The organism is Salipiger bermudensis, from assembly GCF_017309175.1.
Taxonomy (GTDB): Bacteria; Pseudomonadota; Alphaproteobacteria; order Rhodobacterales; family Rhodobacteraceae; genus Salipiger; species Salipiger bermudensis.
The window spans coordinates 1-12,746 of sequence record NZ_JAEKJV010000034.1 but is presented as its reverse complement, the minus strand read 5'-3'; the positions used below and the strand labels follow the sequence as shown (position 1 = coordinate 12,746).

The 12,746-nt window shown below is 65.0% G+C and carries 10 protein-coding genes, 2 pseudogenes and 1 other annotated feature; all 12 genes and pseudogenes read right to left on the bottom strand.

What is annotated here, in order from left to right:
- Nucleotides 1–114: 114 nt before the first annotated feature.
- Nucleotides 115–374: pseudogene (locus JF542_RS23980) on the bottom strand (integrase core domain-containing protein); the annotation flags it as partial.
- A 39-nt stretch (nucleotides 375–413) separates the two neighbouring features.
- Nucleotides 414–1,760, bottom strand: a pseudogene (locus JF542_RS23975) (IS3 family transposase).
- Nucleotides 1,324–1,442, bottom strand: a sequence feature (AL1L pseudoknot). It overlaps the preceding pseudogene by 119 nt.
- A gap of 106 nt (nucleotides 1,761–1,866) precedes the next feature.
- Nucleotides 1,867–2,037, bottom strand: coding sequence for a hypothetical protein (locus JF542_RS23970; RefSeq protein ID WP_154657519.1), 171 nt, complete (start codon nucleotides 2,035–2,037; stop codon nucleotides 1,867–1,869).
- A 215-nt stretch (nucleotides 2,038–2,252) separates the two neighbouring features.
- Entirely contained in the window at nucleotides 2,253–3,575 is a 1,323-nt protein-coding gene (locus tag JF542_RS23965) for an NAD(P)/FAD-dependent oxidoreductase (protein ID WP_207077691.1), read from the bottom strand.
- On the bottom strand, nucleotides 3,572–4,600 hold the full coding sequence (locus JF542_RS23960) for an ABC transporter ATP-binding protein (protein ID WP_207077690.1): 1,029 nt from the start codon (nucleotides 4,598–4,600) through the stop codon (nucleotides 3,572–3,574). The genes JF542_RS23965 and JF542_RS23960 overlap by 4 nt, the downstream gene beginning before the upstream one ends.
- Complete coding sequence (locus JF542_RS23955) at nucleotides 4,597–5,637, bottom strand: ABC transporter ATP-binding protein (RefSeq protein ID WP_207077689.1); 1,041 nt, start codon at nucleotides 5,635–5,637, stop codon at nucleotides 4,597–4,599. The genes JF542_RS23960 and JF542_RS23955 overlap by 4 nt, the downstream gene beginning before the upstream one ends.
- Before the next feature lie 11 nt (nucleotides 5,638–5,648).
- Nucleotides 5,649–6,536 carry an ABC transporter permease gene (locus JF542_RS23950; protein WP_207077688.1) on the bottom strand — a complete coding sequence of 296 codons (888 nt, stop codon included), beginning with the start codon at nucleotides 6,534–6,536 and terminating at the stop codon, nucleotides 5,649–5,651.
- Nucleotides 6,537–6,562: 26 nt separating this feature from the next.
- Nucleotides 6,563–7,513 (bottom strand): ABC transporter permease, encoded by a 951-nt coding sequence (locus tag JF542_RS23945; protein WP_040545570.1) that lies wholly within the window; start codon nucleotides 7,511–7,513, stop codon nucleotides 6,563–6,565.
- Between the two features lie 97 nt (nucleotides 7,514–7,610).
- Nucleotides 7,611–9,254 carry a peptide ABC transporter substrate-binding protein gene (locus JF542_RS23940; RefSeq protein ID WP_207077687.1) on the bottom strand — a complete coding sequence of 548 codons (1,644 nt, stop codon included), beginning with the start codon at nucleotides 9,252–9,254 and terminating at the stop codon, nucleotides 7,611–7,613.
- A gap of 111 nt (nucleotides 9,255–9,365) precedes the next feature.
- Nucleotides 9,366–10,697, bottom strand: coding sequence for an NAD(P)/FAD-dependent oxidoreductase (locus JF542_RS23935; RefSeq protein WP_207077686.1), 1,332 nt, complete (start codon nucleotides 10,695–10,697; stop codon nucleotides 9,366–9,368).
- A complete protein-coding gene (locus tag JF542_RS23930) occupies nucleotides 10,697–11,398 on the bottom strand; it encodes an SDR family NAD(P)-dependent oxidoreductase (protein WP_207077685.1) in 702 nt (233 codons plus the stop codon). The genes JF542_RS23935 and JF542_RS23930 overlap by 1 nt, the downstream gene beginning before the upstream one ends.
- Nucleotides 11,398–11,901 (bottom strand): MarR family winged helix-turn-helix transcriptional regulator, encoded by a 504-nt coding sequence (locus tag JF542_RS23925; protein ID WP_110740119.1) that lies wholly within the window; start codon nucleotides 11,899–11,901, stop codon nucleotides 11,398–11,400. Before JF542_RS23925 ends, JF542_RS23930 begins: the two co-directional genes overlap by 1 nt.
- Nucleotides 11,902–12,746: the final 845 nt, after the last annotated feature.

Genomic DNA, 12,746 nt, shown 5'->3' with positions numbered 1-12,746 from the left:
CCCAGAACCTCGCCCAGCATGGCCCCTCCAAATAAGACACGTCGTTAAGGACGTCGTTATGCACGTGTCTTAGCTCGGAACCCCGCTGTCAGGCAGGCGGCCTCAATCGGGCGGTTACCCCTCTACTGACCGTTGGTGATACTCCCACGGGGTGAGCCCGTCGAGGTTCGTGTGGGGGCGGCGGTGGTCGTAGTCGTCGCGCCACGCCTCGATTAGGTCGCGGGCGTGGCGCAGATTGGCGAACAGGTGCTCATTGAGGCATTCGTACACTGCCCGGCAGGGCATTGTGCAGCAATGTCCCGAGAGGGGCGCAGCCGTCCATTGAAGCTCTCGACGAAGCCGTTCTGCATCGGTTTTCCCGGAGCAATGTAGTGTGAACCGCCCCGGGTTTGCTGGAGGCTGATTGTCGTTAGTTACGCGGCCATGTCATTAGTTTCCAGAGCTGCGTAGAAGTTGGCTTCTGCCTCGGTTGGCGGGATATTCCCGATGGGCTCGAGGAGACGGCGGTTGTTGAACCAGTCCACCCATTCGAGCGTGGCGTATTCGACGCTCTCGAAGCTTCGCCACGGACCGCGGCGATGGATGACTTCAGCCTTGAAGAGGCCGTTGATGGTCTCGGCCAAAGCGTTGTCGTAGTTGTCACCGACACTGCCGACCGATGGTTCGATGCCGGCCTCGCCCAGCCTTTCGGTGTCGCGAATGGACAAATATTGCGAGCCGCGATCGCTATGATGCACCAGGCCCATGGCCTTCGTCGGGCGCCGGTCATGGACCGCCTGCTCCAGTGCGTCCAAGACGAAGCCTGTCTGGGCCGATGCGCTGACGCTCACCCGCCAACCGACGATCTTGCGTGCGTAGGCGTCGATGACGAACGCGACATACACAAAGCCCTTCCAAGTGGCGACATAGTCAAAAATTTCTGACCCACAGCATGTTGGGCGCTGGAACCCGGAACTCCCGGTTCACCTTGTCCAGCGGGCATGGGGCCTTCCTGTCTTGGATCGTCGTCCGGTGCGGCTTGACGCGGAGCGAGCCGTTGTCCGCCATTGGTCCGAGGACAATGGCGAGCGCCCTGAATGTCCATGTCCTGCATGAGCCGCGCCACCGTGCAACGCGCGACGCCGAAACCTACCCGGACCAACTGACGCCAGACCTTGCGGACGCCATAGACTCGGTAGTTCTCCCCCAGATCCGTTCGATCTCGGGCCGCAGGGTGGCATCACTATGGGCACGATCCGACAGGCGCGCCGGATCAGCCCGCTTCGCCAGGTGATCGTCGTAGGTGGAAGGGGCGATCGGCGTTCGCCACCGGGCTCGGACCGGTGGCGCCTTCGGCGGCGCACCGTGCAGATCGGCTCGACACCATGCGCATCGCTATGCGACACAACGAAATCCACCATCACCTCGACCGGCGGTCGAGCTCCGCGGTCGCAAAATACGCGTTCGCACTGGGCTTGAACCAATGGCGCCTCCACTGGCTCACCCTTGCGCAGGATCTCGTTGGCTTGGCGCAGCTCGCGGTTCTCACGTTCGAGCGCCTTCATTCTCTCGGCCATCTCGTTGGGGACGCCTGCGCGTTTGCCGTTGTCGACCTCGGCCTTCTTGACCCAGTCATTCAGCGTGTTCGCCGAACACCCGATCTTCGCTGCGATCGACAGGATCGCCTGCCAGCGAGATCCGTGCTGCCCCTCGCCGTCGAGAACCATCCGCACGGCGCGCTCGCGGACTTCGGGGGAAAACTTGTTCGTTGTCTTGCTCATGATGCTCCACCTTACTCAGGAGTTGGAGCCTCCGGCAAACCCGGGGCGGTTCAGAACGCCTTAAGGGGGGCCGTCAAGCTTATCGTTCGTCATTTTCTTGGCAGGATCACCTGCCGCGAACCCCTGTCGCAAGGCTGAGTAAGCTGAACTCTTTCACTTGGCGTTGATCGCTGTGAATGCCGGTCTTCTTCTCGCCGCGCTCGGCCAGCGTCTGCGAAAAGATGCCTGTGTCGCGCCACTGGATCAGTTCAAATGCGACCATGGCACCGCCGGTCATGAGCGAGCTCTCCGTCACGGTGTCATGAGCGATTAGGGCAATCCGGACAGCGAGGAAAGGCGCAACCGGCGCCTTTCCTGATCTTCCTCGCCTCCAGTCTAACTGCTCGGCGTCTCCGGGCGCGAAAGTCTGACGCATGGAGGCGAAGGCTGACGCCTCGCGCCCGGCTTTGTTCCGGCCACAGCATGGCACTGCGCCGTCTCGTTATCGATGTGTCAAGCGTGTGGCGGTAGCTCAACGCCGTCACGCCGTGCGGAGAAGTTGTCCTTGATCCCGTACCAGCGCAGCATCATCTCCGGCGCGAACGACATGTAGGGCGGGGCCGCCTTCAGGCGCTCGACCGGCAGGGCGAGATCCGTCTCGGCGGTGCCTTCAGCCCAGTCGGCAAGGATGCCGCCGAGCATGGTGCCGGTCGGCACGCCGCGTCCGGACAGACCGGTGCAGGCCAGTGCGCCCGGGCCGAGGTCATAGAGGCGCGGGATGGTGTGGCGCTGCATGTCCAGCTCGCCGGTCCAGAAGTAGTCCCATGTCGTGCCCTCAGGCACCTGCGGGTGCAGCCAGCGCAGGCGGTCCATGAGCATCTGGCGGGTGTATTCGAGATCGCGCCCGCGTTTGCCGACCGGGAACATCGAAGCGACGATCCGGCCTTCGGCGTTGTACTTGTAGACGAAGATGTCGCCCCGCCCATCGTGCATGGTGCCGTCGAAGGGGATCACCTGCGCCCGCACTTCCTCGGGCAGGATGCTGGTGGCCGCAAGCATCACCTTCTGGATGCGATACGTCTTCTCGAGCCCGCTCCAGCCGCCGTCCGTATAGGCTCCGGTGGCCATGATCACCTTGTCCGCGATCACTTCGCCGGAATCGGTGCGGACGTGCCACCTATCGCCCTTCCGCTCGACCTTCGATACCTTTGACCGGGTGAAGAGCTGCGCGCCCTCCTGAAGCACCGCTCGCGCCAGCCCGCGCGCATATCCCAGCGGGTTCAGGTGGCCGCCCGATTTCAGCAACCAGCCGCCAAAGAACCTGTCGGATCCGGTGAGACGTCTGGCCTCGGCCGCGTCGACAACCGTGGACGGGCAGCCGACCGAGGCATAGCTCTCGGCCTTTTTGCGAATGCCGTCCATACGTGATGGGCTGAGGGCGCCCTGGAAGTAGCCGTTCTGCTTCCATTCGCAGGAAATCTGGAAATCGCGAATGAACTCGGCGGCCATGTCGGCGCCTTTTGTCTGGCGAGCGATCAGCCGGTTTGCGCGCTCGGTCCCGAGATGGGCGCGCAGCTCTTCCAGCGAGTAATAGGAAAATGTCGGCGTGCAGTGACCGGCATTGCGGCCCGATCCGCCAAACCCGGCCTCCTGCGCTTCCAGCAGCACCACCTGGTGCCCGCGGCGGCGCAATTCGATGGCCGTGGTCATGCCCGTGTAGCCGCCACCCACGACGCAAACATCCGTGCGCACAGTGCCCTCGAGTGGGCCGGTGTCCGGGGCCCGTGTGGCAGTGGCGTGCCAAAGGGTCGTATCGAAGGGAGAGAACTGGGTCATGCTGACTGCTTTCGTCTGGGTGAGGTCGGGCGGTCGGATACCGCCGGCACGAGAGAGATGTCGTCGCGGATACAGGCGCTCAGGTGCCCCGGCGCCCGTGACCGCAGCTCGGGGCGGGCCGCGGCGCACTCGGGCAGGGCATGCGCGCACCGGGTGCGGAAGACGCAGCCCGAGGGCGGCGAGAGGGGGCTTGGCGGCTCGCCCTTCATCGGAATGCGCGTGCGCCGGGCGCCGACCGTGGGCTGCGGCGCAGCCGAGAGCAGGGTTTCCGTGTAGGGATGCTTCGGTGCCGTGAAGAGCGCACGGGTGGGGGCGATCTCCATGATCTGTCCGAGGTACATCACCGCCACCCGGTCGGCGATGTGCCCGACCACCGCGAGGTCATGTGTCACGAACAGCAGCGTGAGCCCCAGCGACTCCCGGATCTCGGAAAAGAGGTTGAGCACCTGCGCCTGCACCGACACGTCGAGCGCCGAGACAGGCTCGTCCGCCACCATGAACTCGGGCCGCACGATCAGACCGCGCGCGATGCCGATGCGCTGGCGCTGGCCGCCCGAGAACTCGTGTGGGTAGCGGGTGATCATGCTGCGTGGCAGTCCGACGCGCTCCAGCGTCTCGGCAGCGGCATCGCGGCGCTGCGCAGCGCTGAGCTCGGGCTGATGAAAGCGCAGCGGCATGGTCAGGCTGTCCTCGACCGTCATGCGCGGGTTCAGGGACGAGAAGGGATCCTGGAACACCATCTGCATCTTGCGCCGGTAAGGATGCAGGGCCTTGTGCGAACGGCCTGCCAGGTCGGAGCCTTCATAAAGCACGGCGCCGGAGGTCGGGCGTTCCATCATCATCAGGTTGCGCCCGAGCGTGGATTTACCCGAGCCGGACTCGCCGACGAGGCCCAGCACTTCGCCGCGATGGATTCGCAGGTTCACGCCGTCCACCGCCTTCACGGCAGTGGTCTGGCGACCGAGCAGTCCCTGGCGGACGGGATAGTGCTGCTTGAGGTCGACGGCTTCGATCAGGGTGCTCATACGGAGAGATCCTCCATGTCGGACGCTGCGATGTCCTCGACGCGGAGACAGCGCACGGGGTGATCGGGACGGCCATGCGGCTCGAGCGCGGGCATGGCAGCGTCGCACACACCCGGCCGGGCATGCGGGCAGCGTGGGTGGAAGCTGCACCCGTCGGGCAGGGCGCCGGCGGTGGGTACGAAGCCTTCGATTGTGCCAAGCGCCCCGGTCTTGAGCCCGGCATCTTCGAGCCGTGGCACCGAGGACAGCAGCCCTTGCGTGTAGGGCATGCGCGGCTGGGTCAGAACGTCTTCGAGACGGCCTTCTTCGACGATGCGGCCCGAGTACATGACCATCACCCGGTCGGCGATCTCGGCCACCACGCCGAAATCGTGGGTGATGAAGAGCATTGCCATGCCGGTGCGGTTCTGGATGTCGCGAAGAAGCTCGAGGATCTGCGCCTGCACCGTTACGTCGAGCGCGGTGGTCGGCTCGTCGGCAATGAGCAGGTCCGGCTCTAGCGCCAGCGCCATGGCGATGACCACGCGCTGCCTCATGCCGCCCGACATCTCGCCAGGATAGGCAGCCATCCGGCGCTCGGGGTCCGGGATGCCGACAAGGGTCAGCAATTCGAGCACGCGGTCCCGGATCTGTGCGCGGGTCATTTTGCGGTGATAGCGGATCGCCTCCGCGATCTGGTCGCCGACCCGGTGCACCGGGTTAAGCGAGGTCAGAGGCTCTTGGAAGATCATTGCGATCTTCGGCCCGCGCACCGAGGTCATCTTGCGCTCGGTCAGTTCCAGCAGGTTGACCCCACCGATATTGACCTGGCCCTCGATGGTGCAGTGCCGCGCGTCGGGCAGCAGCCGCATCAGGGCGAAAGAGGTCACGGATTTGCCCGACCCGGATTCGCCCACGAGGGCCAGCGTCTCGCCGCCATGGATGTCGAAATCGATGCCGTGCACCACCGGGGTCTCGCGCCCACGGGCCTTGAAGCGGATGGTCAGGTCGCGAACCGAGAGCACGGGGCCAGTGGTGGTGGAGGAGGGTGTCGTCATGATCCGCATCCTCACTTGACCGAGCGTGCATCGAGCGCATCGCGCAGCCCGTCGCCGATAAAATTGAACGAGGTCACCGCCATGGTGATTGCCACGCCCGGCACAATGGCCAGCCAGGGGGCGCTCTCGAGATACTGTTGGGCGTTGTTGAGCATGTTGCCCCAGCTCGGCAGCGGTGGCTGTATGCCGTAACCGAGGAACGAGATGTAGGCTTCGAGCAGAATGGCGCGGGCCACGGTCAGAGTGGCCGCGACGATAATCGGACCGGTGACGTTGGGAAGGATCTCGCGTAGCATGATCCACCAGTGCGGCGCGCCGATCATGCGGGCGGCGGCGGTGAAATCGCGCGAAGCCTGGCCGCGGACCTCTGCTTCGACGATGCGGGCGACCTCCATCCACGAGGTGACGGCGATGATCAGTGTGATCATGGTCGGCGAGGGTTGCAAGAAGGCCGCGAGCGTCAGCATCAGGAAGATCGATGGGAAGGACAGGAACGCATCGACGATGCGCATCAGCCCGGTGCGGGTCCATCCGCCGAAGTAGCCGGCGACCAGGCCGATCACAGTGCCGATCAGGGTCGAGAGCACCATGGCGGTGAAACCGACGGTGAGCGAGATCTGCCCGGCCGAGAACAGCCGTGCGGCGATATCGCGGCCCAGAGGATCGGTGCCGAGGATGTGGTTCTCGGTCAGCGGCGGCGAGAAACGCGCGCGCAGATCGATGTACAGCTCGTCATAGGGCAGCAGGTAGGGGCCGAAGAAGCAGGCCAGCGTCAGGCCCACGATCATGATCAGGCCCAGCATGGCGAGCCGATGGTGCATGAACTTGCGCATACGCGGGCCGGTGAAGACGCGCAGCGGCGAAGGCCGGCGGGCGGGGGCGTCGGAGATGGCGCTCATTGGGGCGGTCCTTTCGGTCAGCTCTGTCAGCCCAGACGGATGCGCGGGTCGGCGAGTGCGACCCCCACGTCCGCGAGGAAGTTGCCGATGACGGTGAGGATGGCCGAGAACATGAGCAGGCCCATGATCACCGGGTAGTCGTTGTAGCCGAGGCTGTCGATGAACAGGCGTCCGAGGCCGGGCCAGGTGAAGACCGTCTCGGTCACCAGCGCGCCGCCGATGATGGTGGGTAGCTGCAGGCCGGCGAGGGTGATCATCGGGATCAGCGCGTTGCGCACGATATGGGCGCTGACCACGCGCAGGTGGGGCAGGCCCTTGGCCTTGGCGGTGCGGACATAATCCTGATCGATCACGTCGAGCGTCGCGGCGCGCATGTAGCGGCTCCAGATTGCGACATTCACCAGCGCCAGCACGATCGAGGGCATGATCAGGTGGATGAGGTAGTCGCCCAGGCTTTGGTCGCCGACCGTGTACATGCTGCCGGCGGGCAGCCAGCCGAGTTCCAGTGCAAAGATGAAGATGGCGACGAGGCCGAACCAGAAGGTCGGGATCGACAGTGCGATCATCGCGCCCACCGTGGCCATGTAATCGAAGATCGAGTAGCGCTTCAGCGCGCCGAGCACGCCGACGAGGGTGCCGAGCGCCACCGAGATCACGGTCGAGGTGCCCATCAGCAGCAGCGTCGCCCACATGTGTCGCCACACCACGTCGAGCACCGGCGACTGGTCGCGATAGCTGTTGCCCCAGTCTCCGATCAGCATGTTGCCAAGCCAGTCGAGGTACTGCACCGGGAGCGGACGGTCGAGACCCATCTGCGCCGCGATGCGGTCGAGGTCGGCTTGGCTCATGCCCGGGGTCATGGCGTATTGCGACAGCGGCCCGCCGGGGGCGAGGTTGATGACGAAGAACCCGATCATCGACACGATCAGGATCAGCACGGCCCCTTGCAGGACGCGGTTTAAGAGGAAACGTAGCATGCTGCGGCCTCCGAATGAGCGAGGGGGCAGAGGTCCCCGGCGCAGGCCGCGCCGGGGACGCCTGAGACGTCTGGTCGTTCAGGGCGGGGGGAGCGGATCAGCTCCAGCTCCAGTCCTGCATGTTCCAGAAGGTGATGCGGACGTTGATGTTGGGGGTGTAGCCCGCCATCTGCTCGTCGTGGCCGCGCACCTCGTTGCGCTGGAACAGCGGTAGGAAGGGCAGCTCTTCGCGCACAAGTGCTTGGATCTCTTCGTAGATGGGCTTGCGCGCTTCGGGGGACACGGTGGTCGCACCCTCGGCCAGAAGCTCGTCGATGCGCGGATTCGAGTATTGGAAGGTGTTCTGACCGGCACCGCCCTGCGCGTTGATCGCCTCGGTGTGGAAGTAGTCGCGGGTGTCCGGGTCGGGGCCCGTCAGGAAGATGATCCCGGCCACCGCCATGTCGAACTGCGACTGCATCCAGTGATCCGCCCACATCACTGCCGGCGGCAGGTTCGAGATGCTCATCTCGATGCCCATGTCGCGCCAGCTTTGCTGCAGGAACTGCTGAAGCTGCTCGCGGGTGTGGTTGCCGGCGGTGGTCGAGCACACGAAACTCAGTCGCTCGCCGTCCTTCTCGCGGATGCCGTCAGAGCCGACGACCCAGCCCGCTTCCTCGAGCAGGGCGATGCCCGCCTCGGGATCGTAGACATGCTCGGGCAGGCTCTCGTTGTAGTAGAAGCTCTGCTGCGGCATGTAGGTTTCGGTCGCGGTCGGCAGCCCGTAGTAGAGCGCGTCGATCACCGTGGCCTTGTCGACGCCGAGATAGAGCGCCTCGCGCACGGCCGGGTCGGCCAGCACCGGGTTGCCCACGTTGAGCGACAGGGTTTCGACGGTGCCCACGGGCACCAGCTCGACCGTCTTACCTGACAGCTCCGAAGCTTCGGCGTAGTGGTCCGGCGCGATGCCCTGCAGGGCGATCACGTCGATGTCGCCGGTGCGGAACTGGGTATAGAGCACCGTGAGGTCGGGCACGTAGCGAACCACGACACGCTCGATCTGCGCCTTGTTGCCGTGGTAGTCGGGGTTGGCGACCAGCTGGATGTTGTCGCCCGGAGCGCGGCTGTCCCAGACGAAGGGGCCTGTGCCGATCGGGCTCTGGTTGAATGGCGCCTCGTTCGGATCTTCACCCTCGAAGGCATGCGCGGGGACGATCATCGTCCAGCTCAGGATCGCCATGTAAGGCGCGAAGGCCGACGACATCTTCCAGGTCAGCTCGGTGTCCGACACCACGGTGATCTCTTCGATCAGTTCGTGACCGGTGCGGCGTGCGGCGCGGAAGTCGGGATTGGTCTGAAGTTCGAGAGTGAACTTCACGTCCTCGGCGGTCAGCGGGGTGCCATCGTGCCAGGTCACGCCCTCCTTGAGGGTGATCCGCCATTCGGTGCCATCCTCGGAGATGCCGCCATTCTCGACGGTGGGCACCTCGGTGACGAGCCGCGGCGCGAAGGAGCCGTCGGGTTCGACCGAGAAGAGCGGATCGAAGAGAGCCCAGTGGATGCCCTCATCCACCTCGATGTGCAGCAGGTGCGGGTTGAACACCGTCGGTTCCTGACTGATGCCGACGATCACCTGGCCGGTGGCTTGGGCGCGGGCGGTGCCGGGCAGCGACGATAGTCCCAGCCCTGCGGCGCCCATCAGCGTCATGCCGAGGAAGCCCCGCCGGGACGGGTGCGCAAAATCGTTTCCAGTGTTGGTCATTCAAAAGATCCCTGTTTCGGTCTTTGTTGAGTGGTCAGATCGTTCGATCTCGGGGTGGCGCTTCTTCTGGCGCCCTTCGCGACGCCCCGGCGCGTGGCTGGGGCGGGCAAGTCAGAACCCGTCGTCCGGTTTCAGTGGAGTGCCGTCGGAGAAGCGGGAAAAACGGAAATGATGCGGATCGACGCAGGGTGTACGCCCAGTGATGATCTCGGACATCAGCTTGCCGGCGGCCGGACCGATGCCGAAGCCGTGCCCGGAAAAGCCGGTTGCTATGAAGAAGCCGGGCAGGGCATCCACACCGGAGATCACCGGCACCGCGTCCGGGGTCACGTCGATGTAGCCCGCCCAGGACTGCCTGGGCTTGGCCTTGGCGAAGATCGGGAAGGCCTCGGCGGCGGCCTTGAGGGTGGTCCTCACCACCTTGGGATGCGGCTTGGGGTCGAGGACGCGGGTATATTCGAAGGGCGTCGGCTCGTCGTTCCGCCACTTGCGCGCATAGGAAGCCTCCTGCGCGAAGCGCGGCCCGAAGCGCAGGCGAAGGTCGCGCCACTGGTGCTGCATCGCCGGGAGGTACTTGAGTGCCAGCCGAAAGCTGTCGGGGACGATGTCCACCACGTTGACCGATCCCGAGGCCAGCGAATAGCCGCCGTCGCTGCGCTTGCGGAAAGCGAAATCACGGGTCCAGTATGCCGCCTCGGGGCCACCCTCGAGCGGCTCGGTGCGGACCACGGTGTTCATCACCTTGAGTTGCGGGAAGTCGATGTCGAGGTTGCCCGAGAACAGCCGCGACCATGCGCCGCCCGCCAGCACCACCGCGTCGCAGGCGATCGGGCCGCGCTCGGTGACGACACCGCTGATGCGTCCGGCGCTGGTCTCGACCCCGCGCACGGCGCATTCGGTGAGGATCGCCGCCCCCCTGTCGCGGGCGGCTTCGGCAATCGCGGGTGCCGCAAGCTGCGGCTCGGCGCGACCATCGGCCCCGGTGAAGAGCCCGCCCTTCACATCATCTTTGCACCCCGGCATCACCGCATCGAACTCGGCGCCCGAGACCATGCGGCAATCGAACTGGTAGGGCTTGAGGTGCTCGCTCCAGCGCTCGTACTGCGCCATCTGCTTGTCGGTGCGGCAGGCGAACATGATGCCGGCCTTCTTGTAGCCCAGCTCGCGGCCCGTCCGCTCGTTCATTCCGGGCCAGAGGCGCAGCGCTTCGGCCATCAACGGGATCTCGCGCGGGTCCCGGCGCGAGATCCGCACCCAGCCCCAGTTGCGCGAGCTCTGCTCCTGACCAATGCCGCCCTTTTCGCATAGCGCGACGCGCAGGCCCTTCTCGGACAGTTCGAGCGCGGTGGAGGTGCCGACGATACCGCCGCCGATGACCACCACGTCAACATTATCAGGCAGCGCTTCGTCTCCGTGAACCGGTGTGACACGAGGTCCGGGCATCAGTGTATTCCATCTGGTTGGCAGTTAAGCGTGATCTCGGCCTGACACAGCGTGCCGGGCATCTCGATCGTGTTAAGCGTCAGCGCGGCAAGGTCAGAAACCTGCGTCATGTCCTCCGGGGAATACCCACCGTCAGCCGCCGACAGGCCCATGTCGGTGGCGACGAGGCCGGGGCAGATCGCGGTGGCGCGGATGCCATGATCCCAGCCTTCGTGTCTTAGCGCATGCGCCAGCCCCACGGCGGCGAACTTGGAGAAGGCGTAGAGACCCGAGCGCTGCGACTTGACCCGTTTTCCGGACAGCGATGCCATCACCACGATGCGCCCGTCTCCACTGTCGATGAGCGGCTGCCACGCCGCCGCCGCCAGCCGGCGTGGCGCATGTGCGTTGACCTCGAAGAGACGCAGCACCGCCGCATCGTCCTGCGTGACAATGGTGTCGTGATCGAGCAGCCCGGCGCAGGCCACAACCGCATCGATGCGGCCATACCGCTGCATGACACCCTCGACCCAAGCGGCCTCGCCGGCGGCGGTGGCATCATATGTCACCGCCTCTGCGCTTTTCGCCGCTAGCTCTTGCGGCAGTGCTGCCTCGCCGCGCAGCCCCAGCGATACGAACCAGCCGCGCCGTGCGGCCTCTAGTGCTATGCCAAGGCCAATACCGCGCGATCCGCCGGTCAAGAGCATGACTTTCCTGGTCATCACCGGCTCCTCTTCCAATCCAGCCCCTTGTGCCGTTCGATGTACGCGTTCGAGATCTTGCGCAGCAGCGCCACGGTCTGCGCGTGCTCTTCCGGGCTCAGCATCCAGAAGGCTTCCTCGCGCTCACGGCCAACGATGGCGCGCACCTCGTCGAGCACCTCGCGGCCCCTGTCGGTGATGAAGAGTTGCTGGCGCCGCCGCGTCTCTGGGTCGGGCCGCCGGTCAAGCAAACCTTCGCTGATCAGCTTCTCGACAAGGCGCGTCATGGCTGGCGCGTCCTTGCCGGCGAACTGGCGGATCTCCGAGGCGGTGATGCCGGGCTGGTGGAACACGATGAACAGGGTCGAGACCTTGCCCGTGCCGCCAGCCACCGGAAGCCCGGCGAACTTCTTTTCAAGGTCGCGTGACACCCAGAGGTTCAGCACCCGGATGTAATAGCTGATCGCGCTGCTGAGGCAGTCGATCTCCAGCTCGTCGAAGCAATCCTTTGGGCGGTCAGTCATCATCACCTGCTTCCAAACACGTTTTACCGATCGCGCCGCACGCGGGGGCCGGGCGGCACATGTCAAACGGTTGTCGATTGCAGTTGTCAGCGACAAGTTGTTTTCGACAATTTGCCGGACAGGGGCGCGGAAGTGCCGCGAAAGCGGATAAACGGCTAAAGAATGTGCGGATGGCGTACGGCTTTCGGGGGCTCGGGTGGGAGAGACGACCATCGCCACCACCCGGTCCCTGCAGGCCAACTTCCGGCGGTCACGTCATCCAGTCGGTCGAAGGGGGGATGGATCCGGCCCGGAAGCCGACAACGCGCGCCAAGCGGTGCGCTGCGGTCGAGGGGGGGGCCGCGCATCTCGAGGCAACAGGCCTGAAAGGTCGAAACCACTGGCGGGACACAGCTCACCCGCCACGTCCATTTTGTTCAATGCGCCGCTCAGAAACGTTCAATACTCCGGCGCATGCCCGTGATACCCCTGTTCTACAGAACCGGTCCGCAGAGCCTTGCAGATGCGATCAGCCAGGCCCGCAGGCTTAGCGGCGTGCCTTCGCTTGGTCGATGACAGTAAGACAGTAAGGATGTCGGATTGCGCCCTGCGCGAGGCGGAACCGAGCTTTATGGGCTTTGGGATCGAGCCATCAGCGACCCGTTGCCAGAAAGTCGGGACGCTGATGGATAGAAGGTCCGCCGCTTCGCGGGATAGTGCCCCATAGCGTGGTGTAGGAATCCGCGGGCGTCGCCACATGCGACGCTGGCGGTCACCGTCGATCTTCGGAGAAGGTTCGGGTTGCGACACCTGAAACCTGAGACGGAGATGACGATGACCGACGACAGAATGGCTCTGATTGAGCT

Coding starts and splice junctions, on each gene's coding strand:
- JF542_RS23970 (WP_154657519.1), bottom strand. CDS start 2,037: ATGACCGGCGGTGCCATGGTCGCATTTGAACTGATCCAGTGGCGCGAC.
- JF542_RS23965 (WP_207077691.1), bottom strand. CDS start 3,575: ATGACCCAGTTCTCTCCCTTCGATACGACCCTTTGGCACGCCACTGCC.
- JF542_RS23960 (WP_207077690.1), bottom strand. CDS start 4,600: ATGAGCACCCTGATCGAAGCCGTCGACCTCAAGCAGCACTATCCCGTC.
- JF542_RS23955 (WP_207077689.1), bottom strand. CDS start 5,637: ATGACGACACCCTCCTCCACCACCACTGGCCCCGTGCTCTCGGTTCGC.
- JF542_RS23950 (WP_207077688.1), bottom strand. CDS start 6,536: ATGAGCGCCATCTCCGACGCCCCCGCCCGCCGGCCTTCGCCGCTGCGC.
- JF542_RS23945 (WP_040545570.1), bottom strand. CDS start 7,513: ATGCTACGTTTCCTCTTAAACCGCGTCCTGCAAGGGGCCGTGCTGATC.
- JF542_RS23940 (WP_207077687.1), bottom strand. CDS start 9,254: ATGACCAACACTGGAAACGATTTTGCGCACCCGTCCCGGCGGGGCTTC.
- JF542_RS23935 (WP_207077686.1), bottom strand. CDS start 10,697: ATGCCCGGACCTCGTGTCACACCGGTTCACGGAGACGAAGCGCTGCCT.
- JF542_RS23930 (WP_207077685.1), bottom strand. CDS start 11,398: ATGACCAGGAAAGTCATGCTCTTGACCGGCGGATCGCGCGGTATTGGC.
- JF542_RS23925 (WP_110740119.1), bottom strand. CDS start 11,901: ATGACTGACCGCCCAAAGGATTGCTTCGACGAGCTGGAGATCGACTGC.